The organism is Streptomyces sp. NBC_01335, from assembly GCF_035953295.1.
Taxonomy (GTDB): Bacteria; Actinomycetota; Actinomycetes; order Streptomycetales; family Streptomycetaceae; genus Streptomyces.
Map to the genome: position 1 here is coordinate 7257708 of NZ_CP108370.1, position 16592 is coordinate 7274299.

Here is a 16592-nt window from a genome sequence, read left to right on the forward strand (position 1 = left end):
GACCGCGCTCGGGGTGACCCACGAACCGTAGGCCCCGTCGTACCAGGGCGTGAAGGCCGCCGGGCTGAGGCCCGCCCCCGGCCGGACGGGCGTTCTCGTTCTCCGATGCGTCGCCAGACCACATCCGGACGCACCGCCCGCCGTTGGCTCTCCCGCCGGCGGGCGGCCCGGAAGGCGACGGCCCCGGATGCCCCGGTGCTCCGGGGTCAGCCGCTCGCCACGGCGGTCGTCGTGAAACGGTCGCCGCAGACCAGGGGTTGGGCGGTCCGCAGCGTGAGCGCCCGGGTGGAGCCCGGCGGGTACACCTTGAGGTAGTCGGGACGGCTCCAGCACGGGGAGTCGGAGACGCCCTCGTTGGTGGTGTGGAGGGTGACCTCGGCCGTACCGCCGGGGCCGATCGCCGTACGCGTACCGGCCGTTCCCTCGTGCGTGGCCGGCACGCCGACCGCACTGCCGTCGCGCCGGATCAGCGAGACGCCGGGGTAACCCGTCAACGTGCACGCCGCCTTGGACGTGTTCGTGAACGTGAGCCGGTAGTAGACCTGGCCGGCACCGGCGTCGGCGGGAGCGAGGCTCATGGTCAGGGTCTCGGCGGCGCACCGCTGAGACGCACTCGCCCCACCGGCTCCGGCGTCGGCGGAGGGCGCGGCGGGCTCGGACGGCCCGGAGGGGGCGGGGTCGGCGGCCGAAGCCGAGGAGCTGTCCGCCGTGGGTGCGGCGGAGACGCCCGGCGCCTCGGGTGTGGCGCCACCCGCCATGGAGCTGCTCGCGCCGGCCGGTTCGGACGACGTGGAGTTGCTGCTGCCGCATCCGACGGCGGCGAGGGCGATCGAGGCCGCCAGGACCGGGACGACGCCGAACCGACGGAACCCGCTGGAACGCGGCGGACGCGTGCGGGACCTCGGAGTGGGGGAGCGGAGGTCGGACGATGTGGCGGTACGCGTAGGAGAGTCCATGTCTCACGCCTGCTCGGTCCCGCGCCGTCCGAACCTTTCCGTGCCGAACAGGTCCGGAATCGGAACCGGAACGGGAAGGACGGCCGGGGCCGGGGCCAGGCCAGGGCGGGGCCGGTCCGGCACGGCCACCGGCGGCGCCGAATCGCGCCGCTGCCCCGGTCCTGGGACCATGGAGCGGTCGGAAAGCAGCTCCCCGACGGTCCCGATCCTGCTGGAGGTGGCCATGTCCTCGAAGCGCCGGCGCAAGAAGAAGGCTCGTCGCAAGCATCCCGCCAACCACGGCAAGAAGCCTCAGACCTGACGAACCGTCCCGCGTTTCTCCCACTCTCTCCGTGCCCTGCCTGCTCGTGCGGGACGTACGCACCACGGACCGTGGGACGGCCTCTCGACAGTCCTGACCTGCCACGACCCGGGTCCGGCCCCGCCGCGCAATGCGACGGGGCCGAACCTGTCGCGGTGGGCGGCGTCCATGAGACACGTCAGACGTGATCCGTGTCCTGATCCGACCCTGCCGGCACGTCGGGCCGCTGCGGCGGGAGAGCCGGGTCGGCGCCGCCGGGAGCCGCATCCACCCGCGAGGCCCCAGACGCCCCAGAGGCCCCGGAGGCCCCAGAGGCTCGCCCCCGGCCCCCGGTGAGGAGCGTCACCGCCGTGGTCAGCGCGAGGGCGGTGGCCGCGAGGAGCTGTACCCGGTGGTCGAAGACGGTGACCTGAACGTGCCCAGCAGGACGGCCGGTCCGGTGGGGCCGAAGACCAGCGTCCCGGCGGTACCGGCGACCCTGCCGAGCAGTGCGCCCGGGGTTTCCTTCTGGACCGACGTCATGGCGCTGATGAGAGGCCAGGGCAGCCCCAGACCGACCAGCAGGCCCCCGGCCAGGACCAGCGGGAGGGAGCCGGTCGCCCGCGCCGACACCCCGGCGGCGAAGAGTACGAGTCCCAGCGCCGACACCGTACGGGAGGGCAGCCGGCGCAACAGGGGGCCGGCCGCCAGCCCGCCCGCGACCGACCCGAGCCCCTGGACCGTGGTGAGCGCACCCACAAAAGCGGCGGCCCGGTGCAGGCCGTGGTCGATGAGGGCGTAGTTGGCGGAACTGCTCAGGCTGGAGGAGGCCATGGCGCAGCCGCCCGCGACCACCAGGGGGCGCAGAGCGGGGTGGCGCCACAGGTGGCGTACCCCGTCCGCGGTCTCCCGGGCCCAGTGCGCCGGACGCCACCCGGCGCGCTCCGTCCTCATGGGCGAGGGTTCGTCGACCCGGATCAGGATGAACGCGGCGGCGGCCAGCAGAAAGGTGAGCGCGTCCAGCAGGGCGGCGGTCGGTCCGCCCGCCAGGACGAAGAGGCTCGCGCCGGCCAGCGGGCCGATGAGGCTGGTGGTCTCGACCGTCGTGCGGACCAGGCCGTTGAAGTCGCCCCGCGACTCGGCCGGTATCGCGGAGGCGATCAGCGCCGCCTCCGCCGCGTCCATCAGCACGCTGCCCACGCCCACCAGCGCCAGCACGGTGAAGAGCAGCCAGACGTCCTTCGGGGAGCGTACGGCGAGGGGCGCGGTCATCACGACGGCCAGCGCGAGGCAGGTGGCGATCAGGAGAGGGCGGCGGCGCACCCGGTCGGCCAGGGTGCCGATGAGCGGCCCGGCCATGGCCGGGGCCCAGGCGCAGAAGGTGACCAGGGCGGCGAGGGCGTCGGAGCCGGTCAGTTCCTTCACCCAGACTCTGCGGCCAGGGACATGGCCGAGTCGCCGAACCCGGAGACGAGCACCCCCGCCAGATAGATGCGGGCGTTGCGGTCCTTCAGCACTCCGGCTGGGCCCCAGACCATGAATGACGTCCCCCTCGACGAACCCACCACAGTGTTCGGCACCCTACTTCCCCCCAGCCGAACGGAGTTGGCGAACGGGGCGTCGACAGGTCCGCCCCGCAGGGCAGCGTCGACAGGTCCGCCCCACCGGGCGGTGCGGGGCGCCCCGCAGGGCCGGCGCGCTCAGCCCAGCAGCCGCAACGCGGTCGGGGAGATGCCGAGCCGCACGGCCTGGCCCCAGGTCAGTTCCACCGCGTCGGACTCCATCCCGTCGCCGAACACCACCATCCGGTCCGACTCCACCGTCAGCCGCAGCCCCTGGCCGCGCCCCAGCTCCCCGGCGACCAGGGAGGTTCCGGTCACGGGCGACGGCCATGCTTCCCGGACGAACCAGAGCAGCCGAGGATCCGTGGGCGCGGGCAGCCGCAGAGTGCTGCCGCGCTCCTGCCAGAGGGAGCGGAGCCAGCCGGTGGCGCCCGTACCGGTGCCGACCAGGACGCCCGAGGACGCCTGCGCCTCACCGGAACCGGCACCTCCCCCGACGGGAGAGGCACCAGCACCCGCACCGGTACGGGCCCCGACGGGAGCGGAGCCGGCACCGGAACCTGCGGGAGCGGCGGCCGCGGTGTCCGGGCCGATCCGGTAGCGGGCGGTCTGGTGGCCCGGGGGGCCGAGGTAGATCTCGTTGAGGGCCACGAGCCGTTCGCCGTCGTCCGCGACCGCCTCCACCATCGTCAGCTCGTCCGCCCGGCCGCCGGCCCCGGGGGCGGTCGCCGCGCGGAGCAGGGCTCCGGTGTCGCGTACGCGGTGGCGCACCAGCACACCGGGATTGCGCCCGGGTTCGGTGTCGATGCCGATCACCGGCTGGCCGGCGAGGTACTTCGCCGCGTTGGCGACCAGTCCGTCCTGGCCGACCACGATCACCACGTCCTCCGGCGCGAAGAGGAAGCGGTCCAGGTCGGCGCGTTCCACCCGGGAGCGCCGCCAGGTGAGCGGTACGGCGGACGCCACGTCGGCCAGCGCCCGGAGCGTCCGGTGGTGGCGGGCCGCCACCTCGTCCAGGGAGCGCCCGCGGGTGGAGAGGAAGAACGCCGCCTGGCCGTGGGTACCGTGCCGGGCGAGCAACTCCTCGTACTCCGTGGTCCGGTGCACGAGGACGGCCCGGGGGGCGAGGCTCACGCCGGGGTCCCGCCGCCGGGGCGGCCGAGGCGGGCGAGCAGTCCGGTCAGCACGTCGGGGGAGAGGGTGAGGCTGTCGATGTGCGGCAGGTTCTCGGCCAGCCGGGTCGCCGCGAGAGCGTGCAGGGTGGCGGCGTCGACCTCGGCGTGGACGCGCAGCCAGGCCGCCTGGGCGTCGGCCCTGGCCGCGCCCGTCTCCCGTACGGACTCGGCCTCGGCCTTGGCCAGCCGCACCGCGCGGGACGCCTCGGCGCGGGCCCGGACGTCGTCGGCCGCCGCCTTCTCCTCGGCCTCCCGGCGGGCGTTGGTGCCCCGCTGGTCGACCAGTTGCTCCTCCCGGCGGGCGAGCTCGATCTGGCTGGCCAGCTCGTTCTCGGCGATGGCGCGTTCCCGCTCGACCGCCACGGCGCGGCGTTCGTAGGTGGCCCGGTCGGCCTCCTGCTGGATCTGCTCGCGGGCGGGGGTGCGCAGGGCACGCTCCACCTCGGCCTCGGGGCGGATGGCCACGACCCGGGTCGCCACCACGTCGATCCCCGTCGCGGGCAGCCGGGGCTCGGCGGCGAGGCCGGCCGAGACCCGCTCGCGCACCAGGGCCACCCCGTCGACGAGGGCGGTGGCGAGCGGGGTGCGGGCCAGCGCGTCCAGGGTGTGCTGCTGCGCGGTCTCGGTCAGCAGGGTCGCGATCTGGTCGAGGGGGGAGCCGCGCCACACCCCGGTGTCCGGGTCCACCGAGAAGTCCAGCCGGGCCGCCGCCATCGCGGGGTCGCTGACCCGGTAGGTGACGGTGGCCTGCACCGTCACGTCCTGGAAGTCGGCGGTACGGGCGTGGAACGCCATCGCCAGCTCCCGGTCGTCCACCGGTACCTCGGAGAGCGCGGCGCTCAGCGAGCGGTACCAGAAGCTCAGTCCGGGGCCGTCGTGGGTGAGCGTGCCGCGTCTGTGGTGGCGGATGTGGGCGGTGGGCGCGGAGCGCAGATGGCGCCAGCCGAAGCGCCGGGTGATGTCGGCCATGAGGACGACCCCTTCCGTTTCTCGTCAGGGTGACGACAATGGATGACGATAAGGGGGCGCGGGGATATCGTCAAGGGGACGAAAATGGGCTGGGGGGTGCCTCGGCCGGGATGTTCCGGGTACGCGAACGGCCGGCGTCTTCGGTGGAAGTCGCCGGCCGTCGGGGTGCGCCGCCCCCGTCCCCACGGTGCGACGCGAGTGGGCCGCTCCCTCCGCTGGGACGGACGGCCCACGATCGGGTCAGGGCTCGTCGGGGGGTGTCTCCAGTCCGAGCCCGGGCAGGATGGCCTTCTGGGTGAACCGCACGAGGTACTCAGCGTCCGCGTGCCGGCAGTCGAGCAGTGGTCGTACGCGGACCATGCCGAACAGCTGGGCCGCCACGTACTCGGCGGTCGCGCAGTCGGGAGCGATCTCGCCGCGCTCGTGGCCCCTGCGGACCATGGCCTCGATCGCCGCGATCTCCGGAAGCACGAGGGACTCGCGCATCGCGCAGAGCAGCTCCGGACTCTGCAGGGCGGCGTGGCTCAGGGCGTGCACCAGGGTGGTGTCCAGACCGGAGCGTTCGCCGATCGCCCGCGCCGCGGCCAGCAGGTCGCTCGCCAGTGAGCCGGTGTCGATGTGGGTGAGCGATCCGCGCCGGGTGCTGTGGAGTGCCGCGACGACCAGCTCGGGCTTCGACCCCCACTGGCGGTAGAGCGTCGACTTGCCGCAGCGGGTCCGTGCCGCGACGCCCTCCATGGTGAGGGATTCGTACCCGCTCTCGCGGAGCAGCTCCAGCACCGCCGCGTACAGCTCCTGGGCCCGCTCCGGTGTGATTTTCGACCTAGGTGACCGGGGTGAGGGTGCTGCCGTATCCGGTGCCTCGGGGTCCGGATTTTCCCGTTTCTCCTGCTTGTCGTGCGTTTCCTGCGCGGAGTCCCGGGTCGGCACGGTTCGTTCCTCCTGGGGCTCGGCAGTACAACGCTTCGATACGCCAGTGTACCGATACGTTTGCGTATCGGTACACTGGCGTATCGATCGGGTGTGGACTGGACCATGCCCAGGCACCACCGCAACGTCAGTAAGGGGCACGGGTGATGTACGCCCGCAGAACGCCTGTGGAACGGGAGCCGGAAGCGTCGGCCCGCCCGCCCCTCGTCCGCGAACTCCTGCTCGTCGTCGGGCTCTTCCTCGTCTACAAGCTCGGCCGCCAGGCGGCCAACGGTCATGTCGACGAGGCCTTCCGCAACGCCGGACACGTCTGGAACTTCGAACGGGCGCTCGGTCTGCCCGGAGAGGGTGACGTCCAGGGGGCCCTGCTGCACAGCGAGTCCCTGATCCACCTCGCGAACACCTACTACGCGGTGGTCCACTTCCCGGCCACCGTGCTGTTCCTGGTCTGGCTGTACTGGCGCCACCCCCACCACTACGTCTGGTCCCGCCGAATACTCGCGGCGCTCACCGGCGCCGCCCTCGCGCTCCATCTCCTCTTTCCGCTGGCCCCGCCGCGCATGCTGGCCGCCGCGGGACTGGTCGACACCGGCCAGGTGTACGGACCCACGGTCTACGGCGCCACGCCCACCACCGACACCATGGCCAACCAGTTCGCCGCGATGCCGTCGCTGCACTTCGGCTGGGCCCTCATGGTCGCCATCGGACTCGTCGCCGCCGGCCGTTCCCGATGGCGCTGGCTGTGGCTGGCCCACCCGCTCGTCACCCTGCTGGTGATCGTCGGCACCGCCAACCACTACTGGCTCGACTCCCTGGTCGTCACGGCCCTCCTCGCCCTCGCGCTGGCCGCGATCCCGCTGCACCTGCCCTCCCGGGCGGTACGGCTCAAAGGACCCTGGCCCTCCGCCACCGCGGCCGGATTCGCCGCGAGTCACGGTCCCCGCACCGGCGGTCTTCCCGCCTCCGTCCCCCTCCCCGCCGGGAGCCCCGAGTACGGCGGAAGCCCGGCATACGCCGGGGCCGCGTCCGCCCCGCAGCGGACCCTCACCGCACCCGGAGCCGGACGATGAACGCCACGCTGGTCGCCATCTTCTTCTGCCTCGTCTCCGCCGTGGCCTACGCGGCCGCCGCCGTGGCCCAGTCCCGGCTCGCCGGACGCACCGAACCCGGCACCGGCGGACTCCGGCTGCTCGGACGCGGCGCCTGGTGGGCGTCGGTCGGGCTCAACGCCACCGGGGCCCTGCTGCACGTCGCCGCCCTGAAGTACGGGCCGCTCACCCTGGTCCAGCCGCTCGGCGCGCTCACCCTGGTGGCCGCCGTACCCCTCGGCGCCCGCACCGCGGGACGCAAGGTCAGCGGCACCGAGTGGCGGGGCACCGCCCTCACCCTCGTCGGACTGGCCGCCCTGCTGACGGCGGCGGGCGGCGCCGCCCCGCACGAGACCCTCGGCCTCGGGGAAGCCCTGGGCGTCGGGGCGGTCACGCTGGCCGTGGTGTCCGGCCTCGGCCGGCCCGGAGCCCGCCCCGGCCTGCGCCACGCGGCCGCCTCCGGGATCACCTCCGGGGTCGCCTCCGCGCTGACCCAGACCCTGACGGTCGCCCTCACCGCACACTCCTCGGGCGCCCTGCTGACCCCGCGCACCGTGGTCGTGGCCCTGCTGGTCGCCGCCTTCTCCATGGGCGGGCTGCTGTTCTCCCAGACCGCCTACCGCGACGGTCTGGGCGCGCCGCTCGCCGTACTGACCCTGGCCAACCCCGTGGCCGCCGCCGCGATCGGCATGGTCCTGCTCGGCGAGCGCCTCCAGGGCGGCCCCCTCAGCCTGATCCCGGCGGTCGCCGGCATCGCGCTCTCGGCGTGCGGCGTGATCCTGCTCAGCAAGGCGCAGTCCGAGACGCAGTCCGAGGCGCAGCCCGAGGCGGAGACCGGGACGCAGAGCCCGACCGGGGAGCCGGAGCCCGCACCGGCGGCGGACGGTCCGACGCGTCCCCTGCCCGCGTCCGTACCCGTGGGCGCGCCCGCGTCCGTGCCCGCGCCCGTCGCCCTACCGGGCCGTCATCCGGCCTCTCCCGTACCCGCCGCCCCCGGCCTCCGCCGCAGAGCCGGAGTCTGGCGGCGCACGGTCATCGGGAGCCCCAGGACCCTGGAGCGACCGGCGGCCGAGAACGCCGAAGCCGCTGCCGCCGCCGGAAACTGACCGGACCGTCCCACGCGGGCTGCCGCTCCCGAGCCGCCCCGGCCGATCCCGGGGCGCCTCAGGTACTGGTCATGACGGCATGGTGGGCCAGGAGACGCTCGGCGGCCAGTTCGCGCGGGTAGACGGCGACCTTGCCGATGGCGCCCAGGAAGAAGGACCTCAGGCTCGCCGTACCGATGCGCACGGGAGACGGGGTGTCGCCCGGCACGATCGAGTAGTCGGCGAGCGCGTCCTGGTCGCGCAGCCTCCCGTCCCGGTAGATCTTCGTGTAACCGGTCGGGTAGGAGGATCCGGCGGGAGCGGTGTTGATCACCAGGGCGTAGTGGATCCACTCCCCGGGATACAGGGTGTCCTGGAAGTAGGAACCGGCGCCCAGGCCCCCGGCGGGGTTGAAGGCGTATCCGGAGACGCGGTTGGCCCGGCCCTCGGTGTTGTCGGCGCTGTAGATGCGCGCCGTCCACTCGGCCTGGTTGACGGTGGCGTAGGTGAGTTTCCCCAGCCAGTGCACGTATCCGGTGCCCTCGCTCGCCGGGAACGTGAGGGTGTCGGGACGGAACCAGGCTTCCACCGTCAGCGCCCCGGTCGCCGACACGGACAGGGAACGGTCGTCGGGGACTTCGACGTACTGGGCGGGGGTCCCGTCGAAGAGGGTGGCGCTGTCGCCGTTCGGCAGATGGCTGTGCGACGGCGAGCCGTGGAACACGGCGCGCGGGCCGCCCGGGGACAGCTCCGTACCGGCGCCGCCCAGCCGGAGGTAGAGCACGGGATCTTCGGCTTCGATCAGTTCGTCGTACGCGCTCACACGCGCCTCCCCTGGGGCTGGGCCGATCCGACACCCCAGGTTAGGACGGTCCGCGGCACGTGCGGGAGGGCGTGAACGCCGGTACGGGCGGCGCCGCCGGAACGCCTCACGCGGGCGCGCGGGCAGGAGCGCGCGGCAGACCGGGGTCGACGTCGTCCTACACGGCCCCGTCCGGACCGTCGAGCCCCTCGATCGCCCCGGTCAGCCAGGTGATCCAGAAGCTCTCCAGGTCGATGCCGCCGCGCAGCACGAGGTGGCGGAGCCGGTCGTCCTGGTCCGTCCTCCGCTCCGGCGGGAAGTCCCGCCGCTCGATCTCCAGGTACTCCGCCAGCTGCCGCCGGTGCAGCTCCAGGTGGCGGCGGAGCTCCTCGCCGAGCCCGGGCGCCCCGACGACCGCCGCCGCTCGCATCCGCAGCAGCAGCGGATCGCGGACCGGCTTCGGGTCCTCGGGGAGCGCCACCCACGCCGCCAGCTCCTCGCGGCCCGCCGGCAGCACCTCGTACTCCTTCTTGCTGCCCCGCGCGGGCCGGCCGGGCGACAGGGCCCTGATCCGCCCGGCCTGCTCCAGCCTGCCCAGCTCGCGGTAGATCTGCTGGTGCGTCGACGACCAGAAGTAGCCGATCGACCGGTCGAACCGGCGGGTCAGTTCGAGCCCGGACGACGGCTTCTCCAGCAGAGCGGTGAGGATCGCGTGCGGCAGTGACATGGGGTGCATCCTACGAACGCGGGCGGGCGAGGACCGGGCTCAGAGCGCGGCGGCCAGCTCGGTGCCCTGCCGGACGGCCCGCTTGGCGTCGAGTTCCGCCGCCACGTCGGCGCCGCCGATCAGATGTACCGGCCGGCCCGCCGCGACGAGCTCCTCGTACAGCTCCCGGCGCGGTTCCTGGCCCGCGCAGAGCACGATCGTGTCGACCGGCAGCACGTGCTGCTCGCCGTCCACGGTCAGGTGCAGCCCGGCGTCGTCGATCCGGTCGTAGGTGGCGCCCGCGATCATGGTGACGCCCCGGTGGCGCAGCTCGGTGCGGTGGATCCACCCCGTGGTCTTGCCCAGCCCCGCGCCGACCTTGGTCGCCTTGCGCTGGATCAGGTGGACCGTGCGCGGCGGCCTCGGACGCTCCGGCAGGCGGAGCCCGCCCCGGTGCGCGTAGGCGGTGTCCACGCCCCAGCTGCGCAGGAAGACCTCGGGGTTCTGGCTCGTGCCCTCGCCGGAGTCGGTGAGGAACGCGGCGACGTCGAAGCCGATCCCGCCCGCCCCGACGACCGCGACCCGGTCGCCGACCGGCGCCTTGTCGCGCAGCACGTCCAGGTAGCCGACCACGCTGGGGTGGTCGGCCCCCTCGATCGGCGGGGTGCGCGGTTCGACACCGGTGGCGAGCACCACCTCGTCGAAACCGTCGAGCGTGCCCGCACCGGCGCGGGTGGAGAGCCGTACGTCGACCTCCAGTTCGCGCAGCCGGGTACGGAAGTAGCGCAGCGTCTCGTCGAACTCCTCCTTGCCGGGCACCTGGCGCGCCACGTTGAGCTGGCCGCCGATCTCGTCGGCCGCGTCGAAGAGGGTGACCGCGTGGCCGCGTTCGGCCGCCGTGACCGCGCACGCGAGCCCGGCCGGTCCGGCGCCGACGACCGCGACGTTCTTGCGGGTCCGGGTGGGGGAGAGGACCAGCTCGGTCTCGTGGCAGGCCCGGGGGTTGACCAGACAGGACGTGATCTTGAGGCTGAACACGTGGTCCAGGCAGGCCTGGTTGCAGCCGATGCAGGTGTTGATGGCGTCGGAGCGGCCGGCCGCCGCCTTCGCCACGAACTCCGGGTCGGCGAGGAACGGCCGGGCCATCGACACCATGTCCGCACGGCCCGAGGCGAGTATCTCCTCGGCGACCTCGGGGGTGTTGACCCGGTTGCTCGTCACCAGCGGTACGGAGACCGCGCCGCGCACCTTCTCGGTCACCCAGGTGAACGCGCCGCGCGGCACCGAGGTCGCGATGGTGGGGATGCGGGCCTCGTGCCAGCCGATACCGGTGTTGATGATGGTGGCCCCGGCCGCCTCGACCGCGCGGGCGAGGTGCACCACCTCCTCCAGCGTCGAACCGTCCGGCACCAGGTCGAGCATGGAGAGCCGGTAGATCAGGATGAAGTCGTCGCCGACGGCCTCGCGCACCCGGCGCACGATCTCGACCGGGAAGCGCGTGCGGTTCTCGTACGAGCCGCCCCAGCGGTCGGTGCGGTGGTTGGTCTCCGCCACGACGAACTCGTTGATGAGGTAGCCCTCGGAGCCCATGATCTCGACCCCGTCGTACCCCGCCCGCCGGGCGAGGACGGCGGCGCGGACGAACTCCTCGATCGTCTCCTCGACCTCCTCGTCCGTCAGCGCGTGCGGGGTGAAGCCGCTGATGGGCGCCTTGAGGGCGCTCGGTGCCACCAGGTCCGGGTGGTGCGCGTACCGGCCGAAGTGCAGGATCTGCAGCGCGATCCGGCCGCCCGCCTCGTGGACCGCCGAGGTGATCCGGGTGTGCTCCTCGGCCTCCGCCGCGGTGGTCAGCTTGGCGCCGCCGGGCGCGGAACAACCGCGCTCGCTGGGTGCGATGCCGCCCGTGACGATGAGGCCCACGCCGCCGCGGGCGCGCTCGGCGTAGAACGCGGCCATCCGCTCGAAGCCGTTCTCGGCCTCTTCGAGACCCGTGTGCATCGACCCCATGACCACCCGGTTGGGGAGGGTGGTGAATCCGAGGTCCAGGGGGCTCAGCAGCGTGGGGTAGGGGCTCATGGGGGTCTCCTCGCGCGGTGTCGTCCCGCCATTTGTAGAGGACCGGGACGGCTTTGTGCAACAAGTTGCACAATGACGTACGTCGCATCCGGCCGCCCGCCCGAGACGTCCCGGGCGCCTGCCGGGCGTCCCTCGTACGGCGTAACCGACCGCGCCCCCGCAACGGCGCCGGGCGACAGTGGAGACGTACCCCGTCCTCCTCGTCCCCGGGAGCTTCCATGGCCTGCCTCAACCGGCGTGACCTCGGCCTGCTCGTCCTGCGCGCCGGCACCGGCGCCGTCCTCGCCGCCCACGGCTCCCAGAAGCTCCTGGGCTGGTTCGGCGGCGGAGGGGTCGAGGGCACCACCGCCGCCATGGAGGCCATGGGCTTCCATCCCCCGAAGCACAGCGCCGTCGCCGCCGGGCTCGGCGAGGCGGGCGGCGGCGTGCTGCTCGCGCTCGGCCTCGCCACCCCGGCGGCCGGCGCCGCCGCCGCCGGAGCGATGGCCGGCGCGGTCGCGGTGCACGCCCCCGCCGGATTCTTCGCGCAGGGCGGCGGCTACGAGTACCCGGCGTTCCTCGGCTTCACCGCCGCCGCGATCGGCATCGCCGGCGCCGGACGCTACTCCCTGGACCACGCCACCGACCACGTGCTCGACAAGCCGTGGGTGGTCGCGCTGGCCTTCCTCGGTACCGCCGCGGCAGCCGCCGCCGTCGTCGGCAAGCGCGCGAAGGCGCAGAGCGCCGCGCCCCAGGAGCCGGAAGCGGTCTGAAGCCGGGCTTCCCGGCCCGGATTTCGGGGCCCCTGGCATTGATCCGCCGTTCAGGGGCACCCGTCGGTCCATGACCAGTGCGACAGTGGAACACGGACGAGGACAGGCCCGGCGCGCGGCCAACGGGAAAGCGGTCGAGACGGCGGCGCGCGCCGGGTTCGTGGCGCGCGGAGTCATCTACCTGCTCGTGGGGGTGCTCGCCCTGCGCGTCGCGTTCTCCGACGACGGCGGACAGCAGGCCGACCGGGGCGGCGCGCTCAAGGAAGTGGCCGAGCAACCCTTCGGGGTGGCCCTCCTGTGGCTGCTCGGCATCGGCGTCGTGGGCATGGCGCTCTGGCGGCTCTCCGAGGCGCTGTTCGGCCAGGCGGGCCCCGACGGACACAAGCCCGTCAAGCGGATCGTCGCCGCGGGACGCTGCGTCTTCTACGCCTTCGTCGCCTACTCGGTGCTCTCGTACGCCGCCGGGGACAAGGGCAGCGGCAGCGGAGCGAGCGACAAGCGGACCGACGACGTCACCGCCAAGGCCCTCGACTGGTCCGGCGGCCAGTGGATCGTGGGACTCGCCGGAGCCGTCGTCGTGGGCGTCGGGCTCTGGATGCTCTTCCGGGCGGTGACCCTGAAGTTCCGCAAGCACCTCGACATGTCCGGCAGCGGCGAGAAGACCCGCCGGGCCGTCGACGTGGTCGGAGTCTTCGGAGGCGCGGCCCGTGGCGTCGTCTTCGGCACGGCGGGCGGGTTCGCCATCGCCGCGGCCGTCCAGCACGAGCCGGGACAGGCCAAGGGCATGGACGACACCCTCCGCTCCTTCACCGACACCCCCGCCGGACCCTGGCTGCTCGCGCTCATCGCCCTCGGACTGGCCGCCTTCGGCCTCTTCTCCTGGGCCAACGCCCGCTGGCGCAAGGTCTGACACGCCACCCGCGGCACCACCCTGAAGCCATCTCCCGCGCCACCCGAGACACGGCCCCGCCGGGCACCCCCACCCACCGGCGGGGCCGTCCCGTGTCCCGGGTCGTGTCCGACCATTCCCGCCCGACCGGAATGGTCAGAGAGGGCCGAGCCTCAGCGCAGGCCCCGTGCCTGCTTGAACCGGGCCAGCGCGTCCGCCAGGCCGATCAGCGGAGCGGGGTAGTCCAACGCGGCGCGCTCGGGCTCCGGGAGCTTCCACGGCTCGTGCACCGCACCGCCCCCGACGCCCGCCAACTCCGGTACCCAGCGGCGTACGTACGCCCCGTCCGGGTCGTAACGATGGCCCTGGCGCACCGGGTTGAGCACCCGGTTGGGGCGGCTGTCCGTCCCGGTGCCCGCCACCCACTGCCAGTTGAGCTGGTTGTTGGCGATGTCGCCGTCCACCAGCAGGTCCAGGAAGTGCCGTGCGCCGATGCGCCAGTCCACGTACAGCGTCTTCGCCAGGAAGCTCGCCGTGAGCAGCCGGCCGCGGTTGTGCATCCAGCCCTCGTGGCGCAGTTGACGCATCGCGGCGTCCACGACCGGGTAACCGGTGCGCCCCTGCCGCCACGCCTCGATCTCGTCCCCCGCCTCCTCCTCGTCCCGCCAGTCGTCGTGCTGCGTACGGTAGTTGTCGTGCGCGGCGGCCGGGCGGGCGGCGAGGACCTGGTGGTGGAAGTCGCGCCAGCACACCTGCCGTACGAACGCCTCCGCACCCGCGCCGCCCGCGCTGCGGGCCCGCCCCACCAGCTCCACCGGTGAGACGGTGCCGAAGTGCAGATGCGGCGAGAGACGTGAGGTCGCGTCGCCCGCGAGGTCGTCGTGCATGTCCTCGTACGACTCGAGTCCGGACCTGCGCCACGCGGTGACCAGGGCCCGGCCCGCCTTCTCGCCGCCCTCCGCCAGTGCGGGAGAGACCCCGGACACCCGTGCGCGGGAAGGCAGGTCGCCGGAGCGCGCGGTGTCCGACACCCGGATCTCGCGCGGCGGGCCGAGGGGGTCCCGCAACCGCTCCTGGGACCAGCGCCGGAAGTACGGGGTGAACACGGCGAAGTGGTCCGACCCCGAGCCCGCCGGCCGTACCGTCCCCGGTGGGACGGCGGTCACCACCGCGTCGTGCACGTGCAACTTCGCTCCCCGCGACTCCAGTTCCTCGCGCAGCCGCTCCTCGCGGGCGTGCGCGTACGCGCTGACCCCGCCGGACATGTGGACGTCCCGGGCACCGGTCTCGGCGGCGACCCGGCAGACCTCCTCGGAGACGTCCCCGGTACGGATCACGAGGCGCCCGCCCCGCTCGCGCAGCCCCGCGTCCAGGTCCCGCAGGCAGTCGGCGAGGAAGGCCCGCCGGTTGGGCACCGCGAAACCGGCCTCCTCCACGCGCCGGTCGAGGACGAAGAGCGGCACGATCTCGTCGCTCGCGGCCGACGCGGCCCGCAGGGGAGGATGGTCGTGCAGCCGCAGATCGGAGGTGAACAGGACGACCGAGACGGTCATGGCGCTACTCCTGGGCGGTCGGAACCGGAACGAGGGCATGGTGAGCTTCTGGTGCGTCCGGTGCTTCCGTGCGGCGGTGCGGTCCGGATGCGCCGCCGCCACCGCATGGTGGTGCCGCGACGGCCGTCCGTGCCGTCGTCGTTCAGTTCTGAGCCTGAGGGCGCGGACGCCCGGACGCGGTCTCCGCCCGGGCCCGGGCGGAGCCGGGGGTCCGCGAGGCGGCGCGGGCGATGTTGCGGGCCATCCCGCCGAAGACGATCGCGTGGAAGGGCGAGACGCTCCACCAGTAGGCGTGGCCCAGCAGCCCGCGCGGGTGGAAGAGGGCGCGCTGGCGGTAGTGGGAGCGCCCGTCGTCCCGGGCCTCGACGTGCATCTCCAGCCAGGCCAGCCCCGGCACCCGCATCTCGGCACGCAGCCTCAGCAGCATGCCCGGCTCGATCTCCTCCACGCGCCAGAAGTCCAGCGAGTCCCCGACCCGGAGCCGGTCGGCGTCGCGGCGGCCCCGCCGCAGCCCGACGCCGCCCATCGCCCGGTCCAGCCACCCCCGCACCGCCCACGCCAGCGGGAACGAGTACCAGCCGTTGTCGCCCCCGATCCCCTCCACCACCCGCCACAGTGCCGCCGGGGAGGCGTCCACGTCGCGCTCCCGGACGTCCTCGTACAGGCTGCCGCCCGCCCAGTCCGGGTCCGTGGGCAGCGGGTCGCTGGGCGCGCCCGGGAGCGAGGCGGAGGACCACCGGGTGGTCACCTTCGCCTCCCGGACCCGCTGGAGAGCCAGGCCGAGCGCCTTGTCGAAGGGGAAGGGCTGCCCCGGCCCGTCCGGGACGTACCGCGCGATGTCGTGCTCGCCGCAGACCACCTCGTACCGCAGCGACTCCGCGAGCGGCCGGGCGAGGGCCCGGGGCACCGGCGTGACCAGCCCGATCCAGTGGCTGGACAGCCGGGGGGTGAGCATCGGGACCGGCAGGATCAGCCGTTTCGGCAGGCCCCCGACCTCGGCGTACCGCTCCATCATCACCCGGTACGTCAGGACGTCGGGCCCGCCGATGTCGAAGGAGCGGTGCACGTCCCGGGGCATCCGCGCACTGCCGACGAGGTAGCGCAGCACGTCCCGGACGCCGATCGGCTGGATCCGGGTGGACACCCAGCTCGGGGTGACCATGACCGGAAGCCGCTCGGTGAGGTAGCGGAGCATCTCGAAGGACGCCGAACCCGACCCGATGATGACGGCGGCCCGCAGCACGGTCGTCGGCACCCCCGAATCCAGCAGGATGCGGCCGACCTCCGCGCGGGACCGCAGATGCGGGGAGAGCTCCTCCTCCGGTACGTCGCCGGGCGTGAGGCCTCCCAGGTAGACGACGCGGCCCACTCCTGCCGCGCGGGCCTGCTCGCCGAAGGTCCGGGCCGCCCTGCGATCGGTCTCCTCGAAGCCGGAACCGGTGCCCAGTGCGTGCACCAGGTAGTACGCGACGTCGATGTCCCGCATCGCCCCGGCCAGCGACTCCGGGTCGGTGACGTCCCCGCGCACCACCTCCGCCTCGGCGGCCCAGGGGTAGTCGCGCAGTTTCTCGGGGGTCCTCGCCAGACAGCGCACCCGGTGGCCGGCCGCCAGCAGCTCCGGTACCAGACGGCCCCCGATGTAGCCGGTGGCCCCCGTGACCAGGCAGTGCAGGCCCCTGCCGTCGTCCGCGGTCTCCTTGGCCGTCTCCTTGGCCGTCTCCATGGCGCCTCCGCCTCGGGGTCGATTCCGGTCTCCTGCTTCCACCGTC

General features: G+C 73.8%; 15 protein-coding genes. 5 read left to right on the forward strand and 10 right to left on the reverse strand.

The annotated features are described in order from the left end of the window. Window positions 1-206: 206 nt before the first annotated feature. Window positions 207-956 (reverse strand): DUF4232 domain-containing protein, encoded by a 750-nt coding sequence (locus OG599_RS30965; RefSeq protein WP_327179274.1) that lies wholly within the window; start codon window positions 954-956, stop codon window positions 207-209. A gap of 169 nt (window positions 957-1125) precedes the next feature. On the opposite strand from OG599_RS30965, the gene OG599_RS30970 reads away from it, so the two are divergent. After that, window positions 1126-1257, forward strand: a complete 132-nt coding sequence (locus OG599_RS30970; RefSeq protein WP_327179275.1) for a hypothetical protein — start codon at window positions 1126-1128, stop codon at window positions 1255-1257. Window positions 1258-1611: 354 nt separating this feature from the next. Here the strand turns inward: OG599_RS30970 and OG599_RS30975 are convergent, their stop codons facing one another. The 4 genes from OG599_RS30975 to OG599_RS30990 all read right to left on the reverse strand — a co-directional run bounded on the left by OG599_RS30975 (window position 1612) and on the right by OG599_RS30990 (window position 5758). After that, window positions 1612-2661, reverse strand: a complete 1050-nt coding sequence (locus tag OG599_RS30975) for an MFS transporter (protein ID WP_327179276.1) — start codon at window positions 2659-2661, stop codon at window positions 1612-1614. A 275-nt stretch (window positions 2662-2936) separates the two neighbouring features. Then, on the reverse strand, window positions 2937-3932 hold the full coding sequence (locus OG599_RS30980; protein WP_327179277.1) for a hypothetical protein: 996 nt from the start codon (window positions 3930-3932) through the stop codon (window positions 2937-2939). After that, a complete protein-coding gene (locus OG599_RS30985; protein WP_327179278.1) occupies window positions 3929-4942 on the reverse strand; it encodes an SPFH domain-containing protein in 1014 nt (337 codons plus the stop codon). Before OG599_RS30985 ends, OG599_RS30980 begins: the two co-directional genes overlap by 4 nt. Window positions 4943-5182: 240 nt before the next feature. Next, window positions 5183-5758, reverse strand: coding sequence for a TetR/AcrR family transcriptional regulator (locus tag OG599_RS30990; RefSeq protein WP_327180253.1), 576 nt, complete (start codon window positions 5756-5758; stop codon window positions 5183-5185). A gap of 260 nt (window positions 5759-6018) precedes the next feature. Between OG599_RS30990 and OG599_RS30995 the strand changes: the two genes are divergently transcribed. Both OG599_RS30995 and OG599_RS31000 read left to right on the forward strand, forming a co-directional pair. Further along, window positions 6019-6942, forward strand: a complete 924-nt coding sequence (locus tag OG599_RS30995; RefSeq protein ID WP_442809602.1) for a phosphatase PAP2 family protein — start codon at window positions 6019-6021, stop codon at window positions 6940-6942. Then, complete coding sequence (locus tag OG599_RS31000; protein WP_327179280.1) at window positions 6939-8066, forward strand: DMT family transporter; 1128 nt, start codon at window positions 6939-6941, stop codon at window positions 8064-8066. The genes OG599_RS30995 and OG599_RS31000 overlap by 4 nt, the downstream gene beginning before the upstream one ends. 58 nt (window positions 8067-8124) lie before the next feature. On the opposite strand, the gene OG599_RS31005 is transcribed toward OG599_RS31000, so the two are convergent. The 3 genes from OG599_RS31005 to OG599_RS31015 all read right to left on the reverse strand — a co-directional run bounded on the left by OG599_RS31005 (window position 8125) and on the right by OG599_RS31015 (window position 11629). Next, window positions 8125-8868, reverse strand: a complete 744-nt coding sequence (locus tag OG599_RS31005; protein WP_327179281.1) for a LamG-like jellyroll fold domain-containing protein — start codon at window positions 8866-8868, stop codon at window positions 8125-8127. A 157-nt stretch (window positions 8869-9025) separates the two neighbouring features. Beyond that, window positions 9026-9574, reverse strand: a complete 549-nt coding sequence (locus OG599_RS31010; protein WP_327179282.1) for a PadR family transcriptional regulator — start codon at window positions 9572-9574, stop codon at window positions 9026-9028. A gap of 39 nt (window positions 9575-9613) precedes the next feature. After that, complete coding sequence (locus tag OG599_RS31015) at window positions 9614-11629, reverse strand: NADPH-dependent 2,4-dienoyl-CoA reductase (protein WP_327179283.1); 2016 nt, start codon at window positions 11627-11629, stop codon at window positions 9614-9616. Between the two features lie 218 nt (window positions 11630-11847). Between OG599_RS31015 and OG599_RS31020 the strand changes: the two genes are divergently transcribed. Together OG599_RS31020 and OG599_RS31025 are read left to right on the forward strand one after the other, a co-directional pair. After that, a complete protein-coding gene (locus OG599_RS31020; RefSeq protein WP_327179284.1) occupies window positions 11848-12381 on the forward strand; it encodes a DoxX family membrane protein in 534 nt (177 codons plus the stop codon). Window positions 12382-12451: 70 nt separating this feature from the next. After that, window positions 12452-13291 (forward strand): DUF1206 domain-containing protein, encoded by an 840-nt coding sequence (locus OG599_RS31025; RefSeq protein ID WP_327179285.1) that lies wholly within the window; start codon window positions 12452-12454, stop codon window positions 13289-13291. A gap of 152 nt (window positions 13292-13443) precedes the next feature. Here the strand turns inward: OG599_RS31025 and OG599_RS31030 are convergent, their stop codons facing one another. Beyond that, on the reverse strand, window positions 13444-14823 hold the full coding sequence (locus OG599_RS31030) for a cryptochrome/photolyase family protein (RefSeq protein WP_327179286.1): 1380 nt from the start codon (window positions 14821-14823) through the stop codon (window positions 13444-13446). A 142-nt stretch (window positions 14824-14965) separates the two neighbouring features. Then, entirely contained in the window at window positions 14966-16546 is a 1581-nt protein-coding gene (locus tag OG599_RS31035; RefSeq protein WP_327179287.1) for an SDR family oxidoreductase, read from the reverse strand. Between the last annotated feature and the right edge of the window lie 46 nt (window positions 16547-16592).

What these genes read in the sequence shown, in the direction of transcription:
- OG599_RS31015 (WP_327179283.1), bottom strand. Translation starts at nt 11,629, where the DNA reads ATGAGCCCCTACCCCACGCTGCTGAGCCCCCTGGACCTCGGATTCACC.
- OG599_RS31025 (WP_327179285.1), top strand. Translation starts at nt 12,452, where the DNA reads ATGACCAGTGCGACAGTGGAACACGGACGAGGACAGGCCCGGCGCGCG.
- OG599_RS31000 (WP_327179280.1), top strand. Translation starts at nt 6,939, where the DNA reads ATGAACGCCACGCTGGTCGCCATCTTCTTCTGCCTCGTCTCCGCCGTG.
- OG599_RS31020 (WP_327179284.1), top strand. Translation starts at nt 11,848, where the DNA reads ATGGCCTGCCTCAACCGGCGTGACCTCGGCCTGCTCGTCCTGCGCGCC.
- OG599_RS31035 (WP_327179287.1), bottom strand. Translation starts at nt 16,546, where the DNA reads ATGGAGACGGCCAAGGAGACGGCCAAGGAGACCGCGGACGACGGCAGG.
- OG599_RS31010 (WP_327179282.1), bottom strand. Translation starts at nt 9,574, where the DNA reads ATGTCACTGCCGCACGCGATCCTCACCGCTCTGCTGGAGAAGCCGTCG.
- OG599_RS30965 (WP_327179274.1), bottom strand. Translation starts at nt 956, where the DNA reads ATGGACTCTCCTACGCGTACCGCCACATCGTCCGACCTCCGCTCCCCC.
- OG599_RS30985 (WP_327179278.1), bottom strand. Translation starts at nt 4,942, where the DNA reads ATGGCCGACATCACCCGGCGCTTCGGCTGGCGCCATCTGCGCTCCGCG.
- OG599_RS31030 (WP_327179286.1), bottom strand. Translation starts at nt 14,823, where the DNA reads ATGACCGTCTCGGTCGTCCTGTTCACCTCCGATCTGCGGCTGCACGAC.
- OG599_RS30970 (WP_327179275.1), top strand. Translation starts at nt 1,126, where the DNA reads ATGGAGCGGTCGGAAAGCAGCTCCCCGACGGTCCCGATCCTGCTGGAG.
- OG599_RS30995 (WP_442809602.1), top strand. Translation starts at nt 6,019, where the DNA reads ATGTACGCCCGCAGAACGCCTGTGGAACGGGAGCCGGAAGCGTCGGCC.